The organism is Paraburkholderia sp. RL17-337-BIB-A (assembly GCF_046025895.1).
GTDB lineage: Bacteria > Pseudomonadota > Gammaproteobacteria > Burkholderiales > Burkholderiaceae > Paraburkholderia > Paraburkholderia fungorum_C.
On sequence record NZ_JARESY010000002.1, the window covers coordinates 1,730,376 to 1,753,471 of the forward strand.

Consider the following 23,096-nt stretch of genomic DNA (forward strand, 5'->3'; position numbering starts at 1 on the left):
GTAGCCAACCTAACGAACGACAGCGAACTATAACGATGGAGACCCTGATGACGACACTTGAAAAGCAACCGGCAAGTCCGCCGAAATTCGCCGCGATGCATCCCGACGAATGGCAGGCGCGCGTGCAGCTCGCCGCGGCCTATCGCATCTTCGACATGCTGGGCTGGACCGAGATGATCTACAACCACATCACGTTGCGCGTGCCGGCGAGCGTGAGCGGCGGCGAGCGGCACTTCCTGATCAATCCATTCGGACTGCACTACAGTGAAGTGACGGCGAGCAATCTGGTGAAGATCGATGCACAAGGGCGCGTGCTCGACAACTCGCCGTATCCGGTGAATCCCGCGGGTTTCGTCGTGCATGCCGCGATTCACGAAGGCCTCGCCGACGCGCACTGCGTGATGCACACGCACACCACTGCCGGCGTCGCGGTAGCCTGCCTCGAAAACGGTCTGGAGCAAACCAACTTCTATAGCGCGCAGTTGCACGATCGCATCGCGTATCACGACTTCGAAGGCATCACGGTGCATGCGGAAGAAGGGCCGCGTCTGCTGGAACATATCGGCAACCGGCAGGCGGTGATCTTGCGCAACCACGGCCTGCTTGCATGGGGCCACACGTTGCCGCAGACTTTCGCTATCTTGTGGACGCTCAATCGCGCATGCGAAATCCAGATGGCCACGTTCTCAATGGGCCGCGCGCGCCCGGTGCCGGAAGAGGTGGCGATCCGTTGCTCGCGCGACTCGTTGCAGTTCGATCCGCGTCACGGTGCCGGACAGGATGTGTTCGATGCTTTAGTGCGGCGCGTGGATCGCATTGACGCGAGCTATAAGGATTAACGCGGCAAGGATTAACGCGAAAACTAACGCGAAGATTAATGCGAGGATCGACGCAAAGCTTGAGGCGAAGATTGCCCCGGGAACTAACGCAAGGATTGAAGTGATGAAAGTAGGAATCTACGGTGCAGGCGCGATCGGCGGCTGGATAGGCGTGAAGCTTGCGCAGGCCGGTCACGGCGTAAGCGTGGTGGCGCGCGGCGCCACGCTCGATGCGTTGCAGCAGCACGGCTTACGTTTGATCGAAGGCGGCGTGACGCACTCCGCAAAGGTGAACGCGAGCGAACAGCCGGCGGACCTCGGCGTGCAGGACCTCGTCGTGGTGGCGGTCAAGGGCCCGGCAATGGCGTCGGTGGCCGCGCATATCGCGCCGCTGCTGAACCCGCGGACGATCGTGCTGACCGCCATGAACGGCGTGCCATGGTGGTTCTGCGACGGCCTCGGCCGTGATTTCGCCGGCCAGCGCTTGAAGTCGATCGATCCTGACGGCGCGATCGCTAGCGCGATTCCGACCGCGCAGGCGGTGGGTTGCGTCGTGCATGCGAGCTGTCTGGTCGAAGCACCGGGTGTCATCAAGCATCATCAGGGCAATGGCTTGATCATCGGCGAGGCGTCAGGGCAGCCGAGCGAACGCGTCGAAGCGCTCACCGCCACGTTCGCCGCTGCGGGCTTCAATGCAACGGTGTCGGAGCAGATCCAGCGCGACGTCTGGTACAAGCTGTGGGGCAATATGACGATGAACCCGGTCAGCGCCATCACCGGCGCGACCACCGACCGGATTCTCAGCGACGAACTGGTGCGCAACTTCGTCACGAGCATCATGCTGGAGGCGAAGGAGATCGGCGCGCGCTTCGGTATTCCAATCGAACAGGCACCAGACGATCGCAATAAGGTCACGCTCAAACTCGGCGCGATGAAAACCTCGATGCTGCAGGACGTGCAAGCGGGCAAGCAGGTGGAACTCGACGCGCTGGTAGCCGCCGTACGTGAGTTGGGGCAGCTTACCGATGTGCCGACGCCCTATACGGACGCGTTGCTCGGCCTCGCACGTCTGCATGCGAGCACGTTGGGGTTATATCCGCGGCAGTGAAGGTTTCGCATTAAGCAGTCACAGCGGCAGAGGCCGGCAGCCTCGCCGCCTCGATCAGCGACAACGCCCGTTGCGGGTCGCCGATCTCCGTCATGGAAAGCAGCGCAAGGCGTGCCAGATACAAGGGCGCCTGCGCTTCGCCTTCAGCGGTCAGCGTCTTACAGAGCGTCGTGTAGACGAGGTCGAGTTCGCTATCGGTCATGGTTTGGGTTCCTCTTGCGTCAGTTCGTCAGACTGGCCGTCACGGCGCTTTGCACGTTCACCGCATTGCCGTTGCGCCAGCGGGCCAGCACATGCCCATCCGGCCTGATCAGATAGACGGTGCCCGGCTTCGCGTCGAGCATCTCGTGCAAGCGGCCCGCCGGATCGACCACATGCGCGCTAGCGGGGCGCGGCGCATCGCCGGTGATCAGCGTGACTGCTTTGAACGGAATGCTGTGTTCGCCAAGCGCGTGGTGCAATTGCTGCCATGCGTCGTCTTGTGCCGTGTCCGCACCGAAGCGTAGTGCGGTGAAGCACGGCCCAAGCAGATCGGTGAGATGGATATCGACTGCTGCTCCCTCGCAAAACCGTTGCAGGCGGCACTCCGGCAGTACCGTGCCGGGAGCCGGCCCTTTGGAGAACGTGCCCGACGCTACCGCCGCGATCCAGTTGAGCGGCGACTTCGCATACGCAATCGCATGCGTCTGCCGCGGATTGATCAGCGGCCGCACGGCGGGGTGACGCTCGGCAAGTCCCAACACTGCCCGGCGCATCAGCTCGAATGCGAACGAGGGCGGCGCCATGAATTCCGTGCTCTTCATCCCGTAGCTCAGGTTTTCACGCGCGGCGAACACGCGCTCGTCGCTGTAGCTGTCGAGCAGGCGCTCCGATGCAATGCCGTTGACCACGCAAGCGAGTTTCCAGCCGAGATTGTCGGCGTCGTCGATGCCGGAATTCGCGCCGCGCACGCCGAAAATCGGCACGAGATGCGCGGCATCGCCCGCGAATAGCACCGAGCCGTGACGATAGCGTTCGAGCGTCAAGGCATTGGCCTTGTAGACGGTAATCCAGATCGGCGACCATTCGCCTGTTTCACCCATCGAGTCGAGCACGCTCTGCACGCGCGGCATCACGTTTTCAGGCTGGATCGCGGCCTCCGGGTCTTCATCGTCGCGAAGCTGGTAGTCGATGCGCCAGACGTTGTCGGGCTGCTTGTGCACCAGCACCGTCGAGCCGGGATTGGAGGGCGGATCGAAATACGCGAGACGCTCGGTGGCGCGCCCGCTCTTCAGTTCGATATCGACGATAACGTAGCGGCCTTCGTACGTGGTACCGGTGAGTTTGAGGCCGAGCGCCTCACGAATCGTGCTGCGGCCGCCGTCGCATGCGACGACCCAGTCCGCGTGCATTTTCCAGGCGGTGTCGCCGGTGCGAAGGTCCAGCGTAGCGCCGGCGGCGCCATGGTCGGCATGTTGCTCGATGCCGGTCACGCGGGTTTGCCAACGGATGTCGATCAGATCGGTGTGCTGTTCCACTTCGTCGAGCAGCAACTGTTCGATCTGGTATTGCGCGATGTTGATCATCGGCGGCAGCGATTGCTCGTCGTCCTGATGCATCGTGAAGCGGAACACTTCGGCGTCGCGGTAGAAGCTGCGGCCGCCCGTCCACGGCAAGCCCTTTTGCAGGAAGCCGTGCACGGCGCCGAGGCGCTTGAAAATCTCCAGGCTGCGCCGGGAAATGCAGATCGCGCGGCTGCCGGTGCAGACGCCGTCGTCGGCCTCGATCAGTACCGAGCGCACGCCCTGGCGAGCCAGCGCGAGCGCCAGCGTCATGCCTACCGGCCCGCCGCCGACAATGACGACGGCGCGCTGTACTGGGTCGCGGCCGTCAATCAGCGGCGGCACCACGCCGGCGTACTGACGAGGCGTGAATGGATAGGGTTTGAAGCTGCGGCTCATGCGTGTCTCCCGGATCTTCGATGCCTATGGACTGCCCGCCGCGGCCTGAGTGCGCTCTGGAGGCGGTGCTAGTCGATAGGTGAAGTATGGAGGAGGGGCGGCGCGCGGCTGTCCTCATTTTGGGTACATGACCCAGCACGTTGGAGTTTGCGCCGCGGACTGTGGGCTCGGCTCTCGGATCTCGGATCTCGGCGCACGGCACACGGCACATGCCCACGCTACACCGCCTCGCGCGCTGCCGCAGACCAGCTCAGTCAGCCCCAGCCGCATGCGAAGGCTGCCGCGTGTGCTGCAGGCTGGCACCCGCCTGGCATTCCTCGATCATTGCGCGGAACGTCGGCGCCGTATGCGAAGCACCGGTCGCGCCCATCTCCGGCCCGCCTTCCGGTGCGCCGCCCACGCCCACCACCAGTGTCGCCCTGGGCCGCCATTCCCGCGTGCGCCGCAGCATATTGCGCAGATACGGCGGCGAGTCCGGGGCGTCGAGCGAGATGATGCAGATGATCGGCGCGTCCTTGAAGCTCGGTTCGTCGGCACGCGCGCTGCGATAACCCGAGTGCGTCGCCATCATCGGTGCGAGCCCCTGGCGCCCGAGCAATTGCACGGCGATCGCGGTGGTGACCTCGTCGAATGCGCCACGGCCGGGCACGCACAGCACCGAGGTCTTGTCGGCTTCATGGCGCGCGTGCTGGCGTGCCGAGGCGTCGCTGTCATGCCGCTCCGAAAGATCGGCTGAAGCCGAAGCCAGGAGCGCCTCGGCGGCGTCGGCCGAGTCGGTGCGCGACAGGCGGTCCGGGAGCCCGTCGGCGATTTCCAGGTTTTCGACGATATCGACCAGCGCGTCGTTGACCCTCGCCAACTGGTCGGGCATCAACACGCCGCGCATTGCGTCGTTGCGCGCGAGCTTGAGGCCTTCCAGCGCGACCTTGTCGTAGTAATCGATCAGCGACATCTCGCGCAGCAGGCGCTCGGCCTGCACGATGGCTTCATGCGGATCGTCCGCCAGAAGCCTTTGATAAAAGTTCTGCGCGGGCGTGAGCGCGGGCTGATCGCCCAGCAGCACCGTGAGAAAGTTAAGACGATCGGCATAGCGGCCCAGCGTGACGACGCACAGCGTGAGCGGCGTGGAGAGCACGAGCCCGATCGGCCCCCACAGCCAGCTCCAGAAAATCGCCGCCACCACTACCGCGAGCGGCGACAGACCCGAGCGATGGCCATACAGCAGCGGCTCGGCGATCTGCCCGGCCACCACATCGACGACGATAAACAGGATCAGCGTATAGACCGCCATGGTCCATTGAGGCTGGATGGCGGCGGCGAGAAACACCGCGAGAATCGCGGCGATCCAGATGCCGATGTATGGCACGAAGCGCAGCAACGCGGCGATCACGCCGAACAGCAGCGCCCCCGGCACGCCGATGATCGCCAGACCAATAGCGATGATGCCGCCCGCGCTGAGGTTCACGCCCAGTTGCGCGACGAAATAGCGGCTCAGCCGCACGGCGGCGTCGTTAATCGCGGTGGTAGTGCGGTGCAGATCGCGCGAACCGAAAAGGCTGATCAAACGGTCGCGCAGATCCTCGCGCTGCAGCAAGATGAAGATCGTCACGACCAGCACGATGAAGGTGGTCTCGATCGGCGCAATCGCCGGTGACAGCGCACGCTGCGCGAGTTGCATCGGCGTGGGCGAAGGCTCGTGGACTTCGACGGGCTGCGGCACGGCCGGGGCATTGCGCGCCGCGCGTCCGGTGGGACGCGGCGGGTTCGGCTTGCTCGGCGCGACCCGTTGCAGCGTGGCGGCGGCGCGGCTCATCAGCGAGTCGGCCCGGCCGACGGTTTTCTCCTGCACAGTCTCGATCTTTTGCTCGATCGCCACCTGATACTGCGGCAGATCGCCCGCCAGTTGCACAAGTTGCGCCCCGATCAACGCACCCACGGCCAGCAAGGTGGCGAGGGCGAACAGCACCGCGATAAAGATCGACGGCAATTGACCCATGTGCAAGCGCCGCAATGCCTGCACCAGCGGTGCGAGCAAAAAGCTGAGCATCACGGAGAGGGTGATCGGGATCAACACCGCGCGGCCGAAGTACAGCGCGCATACCACCACCACGCCGGTAATCACCGACGCCAAACCGTGCAGGTTGGGCGTGCCTGGCGGGTATACGCGGTTCGGCCGTCCATGCGGCGGTAACGATATTTTCATGAGCACACTTCTCGATCTTGACGCTGTCGCTTCCATGAGGGGCGCGCGGATGGAACGGCGGCAGTGAGACTAGCGCCTGAGCAATTCATATGCCTGAATTGTAGGCGCTTTGATGCGCGGCGAACCGGCCCCTTAGTCCATGTGCAAACGCAGCAGCTCGAACAGCTGCGAACTCGCATAGAGCAGCAAGCCGATAAAGCCGCCCACAATCGTGCCGTTGATGCGGATGTACTGCAAATCCTTGCCGATGTTCAACTCGATTTGCCGTGACATGTCGCGCGCGTCCCAGTTCTTCACTGTATCGCTGATGTGGCGCGTGAGGAACTGGGCGAAATCCGGCGCCATGGCGCGCGCCGCTTCTTCCAGGTGATCGTTCAGTGACTGACGCAGCGCGGGGTCGTGCGCCAGTTCGCGGCCCACCCATTGGCCCATCGCCATCACTCTGGCGTGCAGCGCCGATTCGCTGCTTTGCAGATCGCGCTTGAGCCATGCGCGCAATTCGCCCCACATGTCCTTCACATATGTGCTGAGCGCGTCGCCTTCCACCAGATAACGCTTCAGTTCCTCGCCTTTTTGCAGGAACGCCGGATCGCTTTTGAGTTTGTCGATCAGCTTCTGCGCCGCGTCGTCGAATTTCTGGCGCAGTTGATGAGTGGGATTCTCGCTGATCTGCTCGAGCATCCGGTTCACCGCATTGGCGATCGCCTCGGCGCCTTTTTCGCCGAGCCACGCCGACGGCAGGATTTTTTCCATCTTCGGATATTCGCTCTTCACCCACTCGACGATGCGCTCCGCGATAAACTCGCGCGCCTGCGGTTCGCGCAACAGCGCCACGACCTGTTCGATGCCGGCGTCGAGCAATTCCTGGTGACGGCCGTCTTTGGTGAGCGTATCGAGAATCGCGCCCATGGATTGCGACAGATCGACTTTGGCCAGTACGTCGCGCAGTGCGTCTTTAATGAAGACCTGGATGCGCACGTCATCGGTCAGTTCGAGAATGCCGCCCGTCAGTTTGACGACATAGTCGCCCAGACGCGCGGTGTTGGCCGGCGTGGTCAGCCACGCGGTGATGCTTTGGGCCGGATCGTGTTTCTGGATCAGGCCGACCAGCGACGGCACGTCGAGAAACTTGTCCTGCACGAAGACCGCGAGGTTGTCGGCGATCTTGTGCTTGTTCTTCGGAATGATCGCTGTGTGCGCGGAGACGATGGGGATCGGCACGCGGCGAAACAGTGCCACCACGGCGAACCAGTCGGCGAGCGCGCCGACCATGGCGGCCTCGGCCACCGCTTTGATGCCGTCCACCCAGATGCCGCGCGGCATGAAGGCAGTCACGACGAAAACGCAGGCGGCAGCCGCCAACAGCAGCAACGGGGTGCGCTTGGCTTGCTTCAGTTCGGTTTCTTTGTTCATCGGCAGCAGGGCGGCGGAGTTCAAGTCGATTGAAATGGTGCGGTGCGATGGGCATGCTCGTCCAGAAAACGCGAGTGTAGCGCCGCTGTTCCGGCAATGTGCCAGGCTTTGGACATTGCTTGATCCGCTGGCGCGGTAACATCTGCGGTTAGACTGCGTGGCGATGCCTGAACGAGCATTGCATGCCCGCTGAATGACGATGCAATTGAATGGAATGGAGGCACATTGATCAGGTTTCTGCACACTGCGGACTGGCAGATCGGCACGCAATTCGGCCAGTTCGAGCCGGACGAAGCCGCGCATCTCGCGGAAGCACGCTTCGAAACCGTGCGCCGGATCGCCGGGGAAGCGGCAGCGCGCCAGGTCGACGCCGTGCTGGTTGCCGGCGACGTATTCGACCTGCAGACCGTATCGGACACGGTGATCCGCCGTTTGTTCGGCGCGCTGCAAGCCTTCCCGGGCCCATGGATCATGCTGCCCGGCAACCACGACGCCGCGCTGGTCGAGAGCGTGTGGACTCGTGCGCAGCGATTGAACTGCATTGCGCCCAACGTGCGGGTAGTGCTCGAACCCGGCGTGGTGACGCTCGACGCGTGCAAGGCCGCATTGCTCTGCGCGCCCCTCACGCAACGTATCACCTACGACGACACAACCGGCTTCTTCGACACAACACCGACGCCGCCCGGCTATCACCGCATCGGGCTCGCGCACGGCAGCGTGAGCGGGATTCTGCAGGAGGGGATCGATTCGTCGAACCCGATCGCGCCGACGCGTGCCGCGAGCGCGCGTCTGGACTATCTCGCGCTTGGCGACTGGCACGGCCATTTGCGTGTCGATGAGCGCACCTGGTATGCCGGCACGCATGAGCAGGACCGGTTCCGCGCCAACGATCCCGGCTTCATGCTCGACGTCACGCTGACTGAGCCTGGCGCCGCGCCGGTGGTCGAAGCGGTGCGGGTCGGCAAATATCAATGGCATCGCTGGGAAGAGACGATCTCGGTGCCGACCGATGTGGATTCTCTCAAGCTGCGCCTCGGCGCGTTGGGCAGTCAGGACGTGCTGCGGGTCACTGTCAGCGGCACGACCGCATTGGCCGAGGCCGAAGCGATTCACGTCGCGGTGGAAGAAACCCGCGCGCGGGTGCGTGCGCTACGCGTCGACCTGAGCGGCCTGCAAGTGCTGCCCACCGCCGACGACCTCGCCGAACTCGGCGCGCAAAGCGGTTACCTGTCGAAGGTGGTCGCGCGCTTGCGCGGCCTGCAGGAGGACCCACAGTCCGACCCGCAACAAGTCAAACGCGCGGCGGAGGCGTTATTGCTGCTGGCGCGTTTTCAACGTGAACTTCCGCGCGAAGCGAGGTCCGCATGAAGCTGGAAAGTATCGCGATTCAGGAGTTCAAGCAGTTCACCGGCCGGCTCGTTATCGACGATCTGCAGCCCGGGCTCAATCTGTTCACCGGCCCGAACGAGGCCGGCAAGAGCACGATCGCCGAAGCCGTGCGGGCGGTGTTTCTCGAACGCTACAAGGCTTCGCATCTGAAAGACCTGTTGCCGTGGGGCAAGGCGAGCGGACAACCGTCGGTTGAAGTGACATTCGATATGGATGGCACGGCGTGCCGCCTGTCGAAGCAGTTCGTCACGCGCCAGCGCTGCGAGCTGAAGATCGGCCAGGCAGTGTTCGGCGAGGATGAAGCGGAAGACAAGCTCGCTGCGCTGCTCGGTTTCTCGCGTGCCGCGCGTGGGCCGTTGAAGGCGGAAAACGCGGGCGTTCCCGGTTTGTTGTGGGTGCAACAAGGTGGCACGCAGGAAGTGCGCGATTCCACCGGGCATGCGGCGCAGTATCTGCGCGATGCATTGTCGCAACTGTCGGGTGGCCATGAATCGGCGGGTGAGGATGCGCTGATCGCGGCGGTGCAGCGCGAGCTGCGGCAACTGCTCACGGCGCGTACGCAGAAGTCCACCGGACCGTTGGCTGAGGCCGAACAGACCTTGGCGGCGCTGATTGTCGAACGCGACGATCTGGAGCAGCAGCGTCAGCAGTTCGATGAGAATATCGCGCGCCTTGCCACGCAGCAGGAAGCTTTCGAGGACGCGCAACGCAAGCGCCCCTGGGAGCTTCACGAGCAGAAGGCCGTGCAGGCGCAACAACGCGCCGATGCCGCGGCGGAACTCGAGCGCAGTCTTCAGGGGCTGGCGCAGTCGCTGAAATTGAGCGATGCGGAACTGGCACTCTCGGTGCAGCAGGAACAGGCCGCAACGGAGCTGGAAGCGGCCGTCGCTCGCGAGCGGCAGCAACTCGATGCCGCGCGAGCCAATGTGTCGGCGGTTCAGAACGAACACGCGCAGGCGCAGGCGAGCGTGACGCAATTCGAACAGGTGTACGCCGATGCCAGCCGCGCGCAGGAACTGGCGAACGCTGCTGTTACCGCCGGCGATTTGCGGAGTCAGATTGCGCTTCATCGCACCGAGCGCGAGCGGCTGGAAGCGTCGATCGAGGCCGCCGGTAAGGCGAACGAGGCCGTGCTGGAAGCGACGCGCGCGGCGGCCGCTCTTGAAATCGACGGGGCGCAATTGAAGCGGCTCCAATCGCTCGATGCCGAGTTGACCGTGCTGCGCGCACGGACTGAAGCGGCGATGACGCGCATCGAGTACCGCTTGAATGGCGCGATTACTGTCGGCGATATCGAGGTGAGCGGCGAGGGCGTGCTGCGGCTCGACGACGAGAAACGGATTGGTCTTGGCGCGCTCGGTGAATTGCGGGTGATTCCGGGCGTGTCCGATCTGTCCGCGCAGCTGTCTGAACTGGCGTCGCTCGAAGCCCGGCATACGCAGTTGTTGCAGGCGCTGGGCGTTGCTTCACTGGGCGAGGCCGAGGCCAGGCAGGAGCAGTGGAAGGCGCTAGTCGCGCAGCAGAAAAGTCAGGCGAAGATACTTGAAGTGCATGCGCCCAAGGGTATCGACGCGCTGCGGGCGGCGTTGGCTTCGGCGGATGCACGATTGCAATCGGCTAATGGACGGCTTGCGGCCTTGCCCGATGTGTCCGCCGCAGCCCCGCTCGACGAGGCGCGCCGCAACGCCGACATCGCGCGTGATGCGCTGGACGCCGCCAGGGCAGTCCTGGCGCAAGCCGCCGAGAAGCGCTCGACCGCAACGGCCACGACGGAATCGCTCGCCGTCCAGTTGCAGCGCAAGGAAGTGTACTTAAGCGACGAAGCGTTCTGCCGCAACCGCGCACAGTGGCAGACGAAAATCGTCGAGCAGCGTGTGCAGGTCGAGGCTCTGAAAAAGCAGCTCGAGGGCCGCGAGCGTGAGTTGGAGGCCGCGCGTCTGGACGATCCGGCGGCGGAGGCGAAGCGCTATCGCGCGTCGGCGGAACTCGCGCGCAACGAGCAGCACGAACGGCAAGTGCGGATTGCGCAGTTGCGCAGTCAGCTCGAGACGGTGGGGGCGTCCGGCCTCGGCGAGCGTCTTGCGGCGGTCAAAGCGGCGGTCGAGCAGGCCACGCGCCGCAAGGACGAACTCAGCTTGCGCGCGAGTGCTTTGAGCTTACTGGACGAAGTGCTCGTCGACGAACGCGATGCAGCGGTGGCGCAACTCCGTGCGCCGCTGACCGAGCGGCTTGGGCACTACCTGAAGCGGATTTTCCCGCAGTCGACGATCGCGCTCGGCGACGATCTGAGCCCCGCGACGCTGGATCGTTATGGCCGTGCGGATACGCTCGATGCGTTGAGCTTTGGTACACGGGAACAGCTCGGTATTCTGACGCGGCTAGCCTATGCGGATCTTTTGAAAGCATCGGGTCGCCCCACCTTGCTAATGCTCGACGACGCCGCCGTGCACACCGATGCGGCGCGGCGCGATGCGATCAAGCGCGCGCTGATCGATGCGGCCACACGGCACCAGATCCTCGTGTTCACGTGCCATCCGGAGCTTTGGGACGATCTGGGAGTGAGGCAGCGGGCGATCGAGGATTTGAAGGTGGCGGCTTAGGAACCCCGGCTGGCGATTGACAACGGCATCAATAGTAGAAGCCGAAATCCGACGCGTAACCGTCGTCGTACACCGGGGCGCTAAAGTCCCAGTCGCCTGTTCCATCTCCGTAACCGTCATCCAGTGAGAAGTTGTACTGGCCGCCGCTTGACGATATTAACGAGCCGTCCCCGTTGTAATCTGACCAGCCGGTTTCGAACCCGGTCGGGCCGTAGGCGAGCGCGTCGTAGCCGCCGCCGACTGTGTAGGTGAAGTCGGTGAAGCCGGTCAACTGCCCCTGGCTATTGAATGCGTCGTACTGCGTCTCACGGCCCGATGCATCGTAGATGATGGCGTCCTGCGAGTTGTCGCTGTTGAACAGGTGTTCGACCATGCTGCCATCGCTGCCGTACGAGTCATACTGTGTTTCCCGACCGGTCGAACCGTTGAAAAAATAGTCATCGGTTTTGTGGCCGCTCGTGTCGAACCTGGCGAATTCGGTTTCCTGGCCTGCGCTGTTGTAGACGGTCGCCGTTTGCGTATTGTCCGCGTTGAACTGGTGGGTCGTGATTTGATTGGACGTGTACTCGTTGTATTGCGTGGCGCGGCCGTTGGCGTCGTAGAAGATATCGGTGGCGAGCTTGCCGTTCGTTCCGTACGTCGCGTACTCGGAGATGTGTCCCGATGGGTCGAAGACTGCGGCGTTTTGCGTGCCGTCTGGATTGAAGATGTGCGCGACTCCACTTCCGTTCGCGTTGTAGTCGGTCTCCTGGAGTTCAGCGCCCGTTTTCCCATCGAAGACGAGGTCTTTGCTTATCTTGCCGCTCGCGTCAAAGGTGGCTTGCTCGGTTTCATGACCGCCCGCATTGAATACCGTTGCGCTCTGCATACCGTTGGTGTTGTAGACGCGGTCGATCTGACTGCCATCGGCGTTGAAGTCGTCTTCTTGCGTGAGCTGTCCAGTTGTGGCGTTGTAGAACAGGTCTTGGGTTTTGGCGCCGTTGGCGTTGAAGGTGGCGTATTCGGTTTCGTGACCTGCGGCATCGAAGACGACCGAGTTTTGCGTGCCGTCGCTGTTGATGATGTGGTCGGTCTGGCTGCCGTCGGCGTTGAAGTCGTTTTCGCGCGTCAGGTTGCCGGTGGTGGCGTCGTAGAAGAGGTCCTGGGTTTTGGTGCCGTTGGTGTTGAAGGTGGCGTATTCGGTTTCGTGGCCGCTCGCGTTGTAGACGATGGCGTTCTGCGTGCCGTCGCTGTTGATGATGTGGTCGGTCTGGCTGCCATCGGCGTTGAAGTCGTTTTCCTGGGTCAGGTGGCCGGTGGTGGCGTCGTAGAAGAGGTCCTGGGTTTTGACGTCGTTGGTGCCGAAAGTGGCGTATTCAGTCTCGTGGCCGTTCGCGTCGAAGACCATGGCGGTCTGTGTGCCATCGGGATTGATCGCGTGATCGGTTTCACCACCTGCGCTCAGGATGTCGTTTTCCTGAATGAGATGACCGCTGGTGTCGTAGATGTCTTGGGTAGTGTTGCCGTTTGTAGCGTAAGTGTCGTGCTCGACCTGGCCGTTCGCCTGGTAGACGGTATTGTCTGTCAGACCGTTGCTGGCGTTGATATGCATCGTGTCTTGCAACACGCCGTTCTGGTCGTATTGGGACGCTGTGATGTTTCCCGAAGCATCGCGAGTGCTGATGAGCGTATGGGTGCCGTCAAACGAGACCTGTTTGCTTCCGTTGGTGATGGTCAACGTAGTCCCGTCATCCAATATGCTCAATGAACCCGGCTGAGTGCCGAAGTATTTGTCGATTGCATTTTCCAGGTTCGTTTGTTTTTGGGCCTGAGCGAGCGCTGCGGCCGTCGCATCCGGATCGTCGCCGGCCAGAGGCATCGATGGGTATGCATCCTGGGCAATGTCGTGCGCAGACTGATTCGAGTAGTTTTCGACGCCGTCAGTGCTGTTCAGCAGGAAGCCCTTCATTGAATTGAAGAACATGCCGGCCTCGCCTTCGATGACGTTGTCGGTCGTGATTTTGGAGAACCAGTTGCCGATTTGTGTTTTGACGGCGGGGTCGGTTGTGTGGAAGTAGGCGTCTTCCATATCACGGCCGAGTTCGAGGATCGAGCTTGTAGTGCCGATGAAGGTGCCGTTTTGGTCGTTCAGGAGGTCCTGCCATAATTTTTCGCGGGTGGACGGGTCGAGCACACTGAATGGCGTGTTCAGGGTCCAGACGTCGCGCGATAGATGATCTAGGTCAAACACGGCATTGTGCATATTCCATGCATTGCCCGAGTTAACGTCCGTACTAGCAAAGCCATTGTTATTGACCTGTGTTTGCAAGAAATCGATGTATTGCTTGGCAAGATCATTTTTATTTGTGCCAGTTGCGCGTCGGTTATCGTTACGCCGGACAGACTGGCCGAAGTTGTCAGAAACCCCAGCGCAGCAGCTCCGCTCACAGTATTGTCGAGTGCCACTCCCATTGCTAGCCCGGCATACTGGTAGCCGTTGGCCTGGAGATACTTGTAAGCACCGGCGATATCGCCGTTCGTAACCATATTCTCAACAGAGTTGAGTTGCGTTTGCGTTAATTTGTTCGGCATATTAATTTACCAATGAGAAATGGGTAATGCAATTTTTGGTTCAAAACTTTCAATTATTAAGTGTGTCTCGCGCTGAATTTACCTCCAATTTTTGATGTTATCGGGATGGTAAGTAACTTCAACTATAGAATTTAGTTCTGGCACGCCATATACTTGCGTGCAGGTTGATTCGGAGAATGGTTCCACCAACATTCGATCGCATTCAATTTTTGTACTCCACGCTGTCGCGTCGTAGTAGAGCTCTCGATGCAGATTTCTTTCGTAATAATTAGCGGGCGTCGTTGAGCCAACAAGAGTTTCGTGTCTCAGTCCATAAAAGTCTTCGTCGACGGTCTGGTAGCGCCAGTCGGATGAGACTCTGGTGGAGTTTCCATATTTAGCTTTTCCAATGTAACTCTCGAGCCAGCCCTTCTGGTTTATACGCTGATCGCCGCCGTTCCATCGGACACCGACGTTTATCCAGTCTCTATTGGTTCCATATTTGTTGTTCGGCTTAATCCAACTGAGCCGGTTTGCCTTGCTCAGAGGCATGAAATCTGGAAGATGTAGCAGCATCGAAAAAAAACGAATTTTCATGTCCGGCGTAGGAACACGTCCCAGATTCTTTCTCTGCCACTCAGCATTCCAGATATCATCTCCCTCATATTCCACCGGAAAAAACTGGTACTTCAAAGGAATCGCCATTTGCACGCCATTCAGATTCCCGAGCGTTGGCGTGTTTGGATCGATGCGCTTCCTGGTACTGGACGGCCGAATACAGGCCACAACCAGAACAGCGCAGATTGCAATAGAAAGAATCGTTTTTTTGTGTTTCATATAGCGTGCCATTTTCAATCCCGCATAGACCTCTGAATCCCATCCCAAACCGGCTCAAACAGATAGTCGAACGCGCTTCTCGACCGCGTCTTGATAAAAACCTCAGCCCGCAATCCCGGCCCGAGCACGATCGGCTCTTTCGCCAGCCGGTTCGCCTTCGCGATCGCCTCGGGTGAAACCTCGATATGCGCCAGATAAAACGGTTGCCGCGTGACCTTATCGTTCAGTGCGTCCGCGGACAGGTAAGTCACCGTGCCTTCGAGCACAGGAGAAGTCCGCGGGTTATAGGCAGTCAGCCGCACATCGGCCTTGCTGTTCGGCACGATCTCGCGCACGTTGTCCGGCTTGATCTTCGCTTCGACGATTAACGGCACCCCAGTGGGCACCAGATCGAGAATCGGCTCACGCGGCCCGATGCTCGCACCCATCGTATGCACCCTAAGGCCCACAACTTCACCCGCAACTGGCGCGACGATGCGCGTGCGCGTGCGCGTGTCGACGTCCCGTGCCGGTCGCAACTGTTCCGTGATCTGCAGAATCTTTGCTGTCGTGTCCTTTAACTGGCTATCAGCCGATTTCACATAGTCGTTACGCAGCGTGGCGATCTTCAGTTCGAGATCCGTTTGCTTCTGCCGCGAGCGGATCAGCTCCGCGGCATCCGATTGCTGACGCGACTGATAATCCGCAGCGGCACGCCTCAGCTCCATCATCTTTGTTTCGGTGACGTAGCCTTCGCTGCGAAGCTGCTCGTTGACCTGCAACTCCTGCTTCGAAATGCCGAGACTCTGTTCGCTCGTACTAACCAGCGCAGTCTCCATGGCGATTTCCTGGCGGGTCTGAGCCGCTTGCTCCTGCAGCAACGTCAACTGGTCGGTAAGCGTCTGGCGTTCAGAGTCGAAGAGCGTCTGTTCACGCTGCAACAACGCGGCAAGGTGTGGATCAGACGAGCGTTCGTTGAGATTGGCAGGGAATGCAATGGCGCGCTTCAAATCCCGCTCAGCCGCTAACCTTGCCCCCTTTGCGGTCTCATCATCGAGTTGCGACTGCAATGCCGTGACTTCCGCATCGGGCCGCACGTTATCGAGCGTAATCAGCACCTGGCCGGCGTTCACGTGATCACCGTCTTTCACATGAATGGCTTTGACTAAACCGCCTTCCTGGTTCTGCACAGTCTTGCGTTCGCCGTCGTCACGCACTACGCCTTCCGCGACGACCGCACCCGATAGCGGTGCCAGCGCGGCCCAGACGCCGAGCGCGCTTGCACCAAGCGCCAGCGCGGCGAAACCGGACGCGATGGTCCGGCGCGGCAAGCGCAAGCGCTCGCCATTGGTTTCACCCTCGGCCACAGCAGGCCACATGCGAATGACAGCACCGCGAAGGCGCCTCAAAACGTCGCGGAGTTTCATGGCGCCGCGGCCTCCTGACGTTGCTCTGCGCCCTGAGGTGCCGCAGCGGGCCTGGCGCGCGATTTCATCCACGCCTCAACCTGTTAAGGCGCCTCGCATGAGTGTCGATGCGGGCCGCCAGCGCGAGGCGGTCCAGGCGATCGGCTAACTGCCTGCCGAGATCGCTCAACAGACGGTGCCGGACGATATCGACGGCGAGCATCATCAGAAGCGCGATGCCCATGAAAATCATCAACATCGACAGCGTCTCGAGGCTGCGACTCGGCAGAACGCGGTCGTAGACCTGCAACAGGTAAAGGGTAGGGGCAAGCACGAGCACATTGCTGGCGATGCCGAAGAGTGCAATGAACCCTAGATGTCGTTTGATGGCGTCTAGCATGATTATTTTGAATTGTTGGCCTGCACGTCTTCTTGCTCGGGACGCGGTTCTGTGCCCGCGCTCAGCTGGTCAATCGCTGTCTCGTCGAGCTGAGCGACGCTGGCCTTCAGCCGCAGAAACTGCATCAAGGTGTCGTAGCACGCTTTGGCGAGATCGCGCTGTGTGCTGAACAATTTGTCTTCAGCGCTGAGCACATCCGCATTGATCCGTACGCCGACTTTGAATCCTTTGCGGTTGGAGTCGAGCGATGTCCGCGCGGAACGTTGCGCGGTGCGTGGCGCCGTGACCTGCGCCTGTCCGTCGCGCACACCGAGGAACGCCTGCTGGGCGTCGAGAGCGGCCGAGCGGCGTGCATCTTCCAGGTCGTCCTGGGCTTTGTCTTTGAGCGCGAGGGCCTCGCGTTTCCTGCTCATCGTCGATAGTCCGTCGAAGAGCGGAATGCTGATCTGGATGCCGATTTCGCCCGAGGTCGCACGGTTGGCGCCGGTGTAGAAGTTGGTTTGTCCGTTAATGAACGCGGCGTTGCCATGGCTCGCATTGCCGATGAGCGACACCGTCGGCATGTAGCCCGCATCGACCTTGCTGACATCGCGTCGCGCAATTTCGAGCGCGATCTGCTGCCGCCTGACGTCGAGACCCGATACTGCCGCGTCGCTTATCCACTGCTCGATCGAACCGGCGGCGATCCGGGTAATGTTCGCGTCGGCATCGAACGGGTCGATGGCATCCACGGGATGACCGACAATCTTTTGCAGCGCGGCGTAGCGCCTGTCGAGTGTGCTTTGCGCCTCAACGAGATCAGACAACGCTGAGTCCGCTCCCGCCCGCGCTTCATTCAGATCAACGACAGTCGCCGCGCCCAACGCGAAGCTTCGCTTTGCCAATGCAAGTTGCTCATTCACGGAGCGTTGATGCAGCTGGGCAAGCGAGAAATCGTCCTTCGCCGCGAGTGCGTCGAAATAGGCCTGCGCGACGCGCAGCAGCAAATCCTGTTTGGCACTTGAGAACGCGAGGCCGGCGTCTGCGACAGATAGCCTGCCTTGCTGCCAGGTCTGCCAGTCGTCCCACTTGAAGATCGACTGGTTTAGCGAGAGTGTCGCGCCGACAGTGGAATAGGGCGCGGCAGGTTGGCCCGGCACGTGAATCGCATTTTTAAAATCTGACTGATTGAGGCCGAGGTGCGGAAGGAACACGGCGCGTGCTTCGGGTTCCTTCTCCAAACCTGCGCGATAACTTGCTTCGGCGCTAGCGAGCCTGGCGTCGTGCGCGAAAGCGTCGGCGGCGAACTGGGACAGACTCTCTGCCTGAAGGGGCAGCACGCCGGATAGCAAAACGAAGATGCTCAGGACAATTGCCGCGGGACTCGTCAGTCGTCCATCGCGCAGAGCATGATTTTGGCCCATCGTTATGTTCGTCTCTCAGCGTAAGAAAACACGACGCGATCAGCGCCTTGTGAGAGAGGCGCCGAACGCTGCGTCGGAAGTAAGTAGTCGCTGAGTTTTGGTGAAGCAGAGCGGCGACGAAATCGGAGAAATCCGAAAACGGGTGAATGGCGAAATCTTTGGGATGCTTACTATTACAACTCAGAAAGCCAGGCTTTGAAAATTCTTACTTAGTCTAAAAAATGCGACGTCGAATTAAGATTTCAGCCCATTTTGAAGGGTTTTTATAATTTAACGAAGGCGATTTTAAAGGTTTCCGCCCTCGCAGGGACCGGTTGAGAAAAAAGGAGTCAAGCGAGCAGAGTGCTCACTCATACCGGCGCGGCGTATAAACCCACTCGCCACCGTCGATTCCATTAGCAAACCCCCGCGTCGTCGACGAGCCCACGATCACCATCGTCCGCATATCCACATCCGACGAACGCAGTTCGCCGAGCGTGGTCGTTCGCAGTGTGCTGCCCGGTCTGCCGATGTCGCGGCCGAGCACCACCTTCGTCGCTGCGGCGCGGTATTCCCGCACAATGTCCAGTGCCTTGTCCAGTTGCCACGGCCGTGCGCGAGAGATCGGGTTGTAGAAAGCCATCACCAGGTCTGCTTCGGCCGCATGCCTGAGACGCTTCTCGATGATGGTCCACGGTTTCAGATTGTCGGATAACGACAGCATGCAGAAGTCATGGCCCAACGGTGCACCGGCTTGGGCTGCGGTCGCCATGGCCGCGGATACCCCCGGCACGATGGCGAGTTGCACCGCGCGCCAGTCAGCGTGCGTCGAACTTCCTTCTTCGAGCGCCTCGAGCACCGCAGCCGCCATCGCAAACACGCCAGGATCGCCCGATGACACCATCACCACGGATCGTCCTGTGCTAGCGAGTTCGAACGCGTGACGCGCGCGCTGCATCTCCTCACGATTATCCGTGCCGTCTACGCGCTGATCCGCGCGAAACGGGCCGGCCATTTTCACGTAGGTTTCGTAGCCGAGGATATCGGTGGCTTCGTTCAGCGCTGTTCGAGCGGCGGGCACCATCAGATCGGCGCTGCCGGGACCGAGGCCGATCACCGTCAAGCGGCCGCGTGGTCGGCCGATCGTATCCGCGTCGATGGCCAAAGGCGCTAATGCCAGCGCAACGCCTGTATCTGTGCCGTTGTGCAGCGTTTCGTAGGGGATCCGCAGCGCGGCATGCAGCAGGTTGCCCGGCGGCTCGCCATCCTCCGGGCGTATTTGAGTAAAACGCAGCGGCACGTTCAGGCTCGCCGCCGCGTCAGCGAACGCTGGGTTTGCCATTTGCTCAGCAGATGCCAGTAATGCGGCGAGAGAAAGCGCGGCGAGACCGTGTGCGTCCAATGCCTGGCGCACGCGAGCTGCTATCTGTTCGCCTGAGTGCGATTGCGCTTCAGGACTGGAATTGGTTGCGTCGGCGGCAGTAGCCAAGATCGTCCCGCCCGCGGCCCTTGCATTAGCCCCAGCCCAAGCATCAGCACTAGCCCCGCGCACCGTCACCGCCGCCACCACACTTCGCGGATGAATCACCAACTCATCATCACGTCCACGCGAGGCGCGCGGCGTCACGCGAATCGCGAGACGTGCCGAATCAGAACGGGGCAGTTGCGCATCGTCGAGCCACGGCGCTTCGCCTTCAATCCGCGTGCTTTCTCCGGCGAGCAAATCCGACACGAAGCGCTTACCTTGCGCGATATCGGCGAGTGCATAGCCTTCAGGCGGATTGAGCACACACGTGCCGAAGCGCAGTTCTCCGCTCGTCGTAATCGCAGGCGACACGCCCAATGCGGCCGCAATCTCACGCGCCATCAAGTTGACGCCTGCAAGGCCGCCGAGCAACGGCACGACCGCGCTGCCATCTTCGGCAACCGCTAGAACGGGCGGCTCAACGCCCTTGTTCGACAGCAACGGCCCAACGCACCGAATCACAATCCCGGCGGCGCACAGCGCGACGATCGGCGTGCCGCGCGCATACAGTTCACGCAAATGCGCGCCAAGCTCCGTATACGCGATGTCGGCCTCGACTCGCCCCCGCAACGCATGCACCTCGCAACCTGCATACAGCGCCTGAATACGTCGCGCAGTCGCCAGCGCGCCCGCACCGAGAATCACGATCGCAGGTGGCATCATCCTTGCCATTTTTCCCCCGGCACGACGAGCAGCGAAAAATACGGCGAAGCCATCGGATCGACCTCGGCAAGCGGCACGATGCGTTGATTGCCCATCGTTGCGCGCTCAACGTAAAGCGCACGATGCGCGAGTCCCAGTTCACCGAGCACGCGCCTCACTTTATCGAAATTGCGGCCGAGTTTCATGATGACGGCAGCGTCGGCATCGGCAAGACGCCGGCGCAATTCGTCTTCGGGCAATACGCCGGAGAGCACCGACAAACTCTGATTGCGATACACCAGCGGCGCACCGAGTACCGCCGCGCCACCGAGCATCGAGCACACGCCGGGCACGACTTCGGCCTCGAAGCGGGGCGCGAGCCGGTCGTGCAAATACATATACGAGCCGTAGAAAAACGGATCGCCTTCGCAAATCACCGCGACGTCGCGGCCCGCATCCAGGTGACCCGCGACGATCTGCGCAGCGGTGTCGTAGAAGTCGGCGATGATCGCTTCATACGAAAGCGGCGGCTCGAGCGCTTCGGTCGTGACAGGATAAACGAGCGGCAAATGCTGCTGGGCGTCATGCAAATGCGCTTCGATGATGCTGAACGCGTTGCCCTTCTTACCCTTCGCAACGAAATACGCGACCACGGGTGCCGCTTTCAGCAAACGCAGCGCTTTCAGCGTGATGAGTTCGGGGTCGCCAGGGCCGACGCCCAGTCCGAATAAACGTCCTTGCACGGTCATTTACTCGACCTCCGTCGCCAGTGCATTCACAGCGGCGGCCGCCATCGCGCTGCCGCCGCGTCGACCGTGAACCACGACGTAGGGCACGCCGCGGCTGTCTTCGGCAAGCAGCGCTTTCGATTCGGCCGCGCCCACAAAGCCGACCGGAAAGCCAAGGATCAACGCAGGCTTCGGCGCGCCGGCATCGAGCATGTCGAGCAAATGAAAGAGCGCGGTTGGTGCGTTGCCGATCACGACCACGCTGCCGGCCAGATGCGGCTGCCACAATTCGAGCGCGGCGGCCGAGCGGGTATTGCCGAGTTCGCGCGCGAGCGCGGGCACGTTCTGATGCGTGAGTGTGCAGATCACCTCGTTGTTCGCGGGCAGTCGTGCGCGCGTGATGCCTTGCGCCACCATGCCGGCATCGCACAGAATCGGCGCACCTTGTGCGAGTGCCGTGCGGCCCGCCGCGCCTGCGCCTTCAGAAAACCGCAGGTCTTCAATAACGTCGACCATGCCGCAAGCGTGGATCACGCGCACCGCGAGTTTCTCGAGGTCGGCGGGGATGCGCGAGAGATCGGCCTCCGCACGTATCGTCGCGAAGGATTGGCGATAGATCTCCTGACCGTCGCGAATGTAATCAAGCATCTAAAGGGCTCCGGGTCGGGTGTGCCAATGGGCCGAGCAGGTCGGCGGCCTGTTCGATCGTGAGTTGGCGCGCGACGCACGAACCGAAACCTGGCTGGCCGTCGCGTCGATAAAGGTCGTAGATTCCGGGCGCGGCGGCCAGCAGCGTGTATGGCGCGCAGTGGGCGGCGGCGCACGAGCGCGGACAGCCGCTGAGATGTACGTCGACGCCGTTGGGCAAGCGATCCGCTAGAAGCAGCGCGTCGGCTTTGGTATCGGCGAGGCCTTTTACGCAGCCAGTGGAACCGGCGCAGGCGATCAAGCGCGCAAGAGGCTGCGTGAGATCGCAGGCAAGGCCTAGCGTGTTCATTTCAGCGAGCACGGCGGGCGCGGCATGGGCGGCGATATCGGGCAGCAACACGCTTTGCCAGGGCGTCATGTGTAGCGTGCCGTTGCCTTGCTGTTGCGAGAGCGCGGCGAGGCCGCGCAGGGTCGCTGCGTCGAGGCGTCCGAGCGGGGGGTGGCCGCCTACATGCAGCATTCCCACTACGCGCTGTGCGTGCGCGCCGAATCGCAGCGAGGCATCGGCAGGCGTGCCGCGTTGCCAGTTTGCAAGCGACGTGTCGCGTGACAGCGGGAAATCGACGTACGTTTGAGCGTGCCGCAATATTGCGTCGATGGAATGTGCGGTAAGCACATGACGCATGCGCGTGGCATCGGCGGCGGCCAGATCGAGGAACGTATGCAGCAGTGCGCGGACAAGGGCGGCGACTTGCGATGGCAGCACGGCGGCGAGGGCGCCGGTATTCGCGTTCGCCATCACAGGCGGACAACCCGCCAAACCAAACACAAATCGCACACCGTCTCCAGCTTGCGTTGCCGCCAGCCAGACATCATGCGGATGATCGAGCCTCGCAAGGCGCTCACCCCCGTCGAGCAACAACGCAAATTTCGGCGACAGCGCCGCGAAACGCGCATCGCTTTGCAGCAGCGCGAGAAGCTCGGCGCAAAGCGGTCTCGTGTCGAACAGCGCGAACGGATCACGCCCGGCTGCAGGGCTGATCATGACGTTGCGCACGTCGTCGGCGGCGGAGGCTAGTTGCAGACTGGAAGATGCATGCCGCAAGTCCGCCGACCTTGCCGTCGAAGCGGCCGCTTCGCCCACTGTCAATCCGAGAGCCGCATCCGCTGCGCCCGACGTCGGCAACGGTATCGGCATCGGCCCGAGCCCCGCATCGACCAGCGCCGCGATCAGCGCCGCCTCATGCCCGCCGCGCACGCCACGCACCTGCAGATTGGCGCGATTGGTCAGTTCGACCACACCAGCCGCATGGTGCTCGCTAACGTCTGCGATCACCGCCGCCTGCGCCGCGCTCAGCTCGCCGCCGGGCAATTTGATCCGGCAAATCCCGCCATCGCGGGCAGCGACGATGCGCAGCAGCCCCGGGCACGCCGAGGGCCGCAGCGCGAAGGCCGCGTCGGGCAAAACAGTGGAGGGCGAAACTTGCTTCAAGACGGACACCGGGTTTAGCGTCGCGCGATGGCCCGA

At 61.8% G+C, this 23,096-nt stretch carries 17 protein-coding genes; 4 read left to right on the forward strand and 13 right to left on the reverse strand.

Features of this window, described 5'->3' with window-relative positions; translation table 11 throughout:
* The first annotated feature begins 47 nt into the window (after window positions 1–47).
* Window positions 48–839, forward strand: a complete 792-nt coding sequence (locus P0D84_RS28615; protein WP_408342166.1) for a class II aldolase/adducin family protein — start codon at window positions 48–50, stop codon at window positions 837–839.
* A 103-nt stretch (window positions 840–942) separates the two neighbouring features.
* Complete coding sequence (locus P0D84_RS28620) at window positions 943–1,926, forward strand: 2-dehydropantoate 2-reductase (protein WP_408342168.1); 984 nt, start codon at window positions 943–945, stop codon at window positions 1,924–1,926.
* A gap of 10 nt (window positions 1,927–1,936) precedes the next feature.
* Here P0D84_RS28620 and P0D84_RS28625 read toward each other — a convergent pair whose 3' ends face one another.
* From P0D84_RS28625 to P0D84_RS28640, 4 genes are all read right to left on the reverse strand, one after another.
* Entirely contained in the window at window positions 1,937–2,128 is a 192-nt protein-coding gene (locus P0D84_RS28625; RefSeq protein WP_408342170.1) for a hypothetical protein, read from the reverse strand.
* Between the two features lie 19 nt (window positions 2,129–2,147).
* Window positions 2,148–3,866: an FAD-dependent oxidoreductase gene (locus tag P0D84_RS28630; RefSeq protein WP_408342172.1), complete on the reverse strand. Its 1,719-nt coding sequence runs from the start codon at window positions 3,864–3,866 to the stop codon at window positions 2,148–2,150.
* 250 nt (window positions 3,867–4,116) lie between these two features.
* The gene (locus P0D84_RS28635; protein WP_408342174.1) at window positions 4,117–6,069 is read right to left on the reverse strand and encodes an AI-2E family transporter; all 1,953 of its coding nucleotides are present in this window, start codon (window positions 6,067–6,069) and stop codon (window positions 4,117–4,119) included.
* Window positions 6,070–6,201: 132 nt separating this feature from the next.
* Window positions 6,202–7,482, reverse strand: a complete 1,281-nt coding sequence (locus tag P0D84_RS28640; protein ID WP_408342176.1) for a DUF445 domain-containing protein — start codon at window positions 7,480–7,482, stop codon at window positions 6,202–6,204.
* Window positions 7,483–7,707: 225 nt separating this feature from the next.
* On the opposite strand from P0D84_RS28640, the gene P0D84_RS28645 reads away from it, so the two are divergent.
* Window positions 7,708–8,850 carry a metallophosphoesterase family protein gene (locus P0D84_RS28645; RefSeq protein ID WP_408342178.1) on the forward strand — a complete coding sequence of 381 codons (1,143 nt, stop codon included), beginning with the start codon at window positions 7,708–7,710 and terminating at the stop codon, window positions 8,848–8,850.
* Complete coding sequence (locus P0D84_RS28650; RefSeq protein WP_408342180.1) at window positions 8,847–11,471, forward strand: AAA family ATPase; 2,625 nt, start codon at window positions 8,847–8,849, stop codon at window positions 11,469–11,471. Before P0D84_RS28645 ends, P0D84_RS28650 begins: the two co-directional genes overlap by 4 nt.
* Before the next feature lie 28 nt (window positions 11,472–11,499).
* Here P0D84_RS28650 and P0D84_RS28655 read toward each other — a convergent pair whose 3' ends face one another.
* The 9 genes from P0D84_RS28655 to cobG form a co-directional block, all read right to left on the reverse strand.
* Entirely contained in the window at window positions 11,500–13,701 is a 2,202-nt protein-coding gene (locus P0D84_RS28655) for a hypothetical protein (protein ID WP_408342182.1), read from the reverse strand.
* Between the two features lie 419 nt (window positions 13,702–14,120).
* Window positions 14,121–14,870 (reverse strand): hypothetical protein, encoded by a 750-nt coding sequence (locus P0D84_RS28660; protein ID WP_408342183.1) that lies wholly within the window; start codon window positions 14,868–14,870, stop codon window positions 14,121–14,123.
* Window positions 14,871–14,872: 2 nt separating this feature from the next.
* Window positions 14,873–16,264: an HlyD family type I secretion periplasmic adaptor subunit gene (locus P0D84_RS28665; RefSeq protein WP_408342185.1), complete on the reverse strand. Its 1,392-nt coding sequence runs from the start codon at window positions 16,262–16,264 to the stop codon at window positions 14,873–14,875.
* A gap of 64 nt (window positions 16,265–16,328) precedes the next feature.
* Window positions 16,329–16,643 (reverse strand): hypothetical protein, encoded by a 315-nt coding sequence (locus P0D84_RS28670; RefSeq protein ID WP_408342187.1) that lies wholly within the window; start codon window positions 16,641–16,643, stop codon window positions 16,329–16,331.
* A 2-nt stretch (window positions 16,644–16,645) separates the two neighbouring features.
* Window positions 16,646–18,046 carry a TolC family outer membrane protein gene (locus P0D84_RS28675; RefSeq protein ID WP_408342188.1) on the reverse strand — a complete coding sequence of 467 codons (1,401 nt, stop codon included), beginning with the start codon at window positions 18,044–18,046 and terminating at the stop codon, window positions 16,646–16,648.
* A gap of 346 nt (window positions 18,047–18,392) precedes the next feature.
* A complete protein-coding gene (gene cobJ, locus P0D84_RS28680; RefSeq protein WP_408342190.1) occupies window positions 18,393–20,213 on the reverse strand; it encodes a precorrin-3B C(17)-methyltransferase in 1,821 nt (606 codons plus the stop codon).
* On the reverse strand, window positions 20,210–20,941 hold the full coding sequence (locus P0D84_RS28685) for a precorrin-2 C(20)-methyltransferase (protein WP_179741186.1): 732 nt from the start codon (window positions 20,939–20,941) through the stop codon (window positions 20,210–20,212). Before P0D84_RS28685 ends, cobJ begins: the two co-directional genes overlap by 4 nt.
* A complete protein-coding gene (locus P0D84_RS28690) occupies window positions 20,942–21,568 on the reverse strand; it encodes a precorrin-8X methylmutase (RefSeq protein ID WP_408342193.1) in 627 nt (208 codons plus the stop codon).
* The gene (cobG, locus tag P0D84_RS28695) at window positions 21,561–23,069 is read right to left on the reverse strand and encodes a precorrin-3B synthase (RefSeq protein ID WP_408342195.1); all 1,509 of its coding nucleotides are present in this window, start codon (window positions 23,067–23,069) and stop codon (window positions 21,561–21,563) included. The genes P0D84_RS28690 and cobG overlap by 8 nt, the downstream gene beginning before the upstream one ends.
* Window positions 23,070–23,096: the final 27 nt, after the last annotated feature.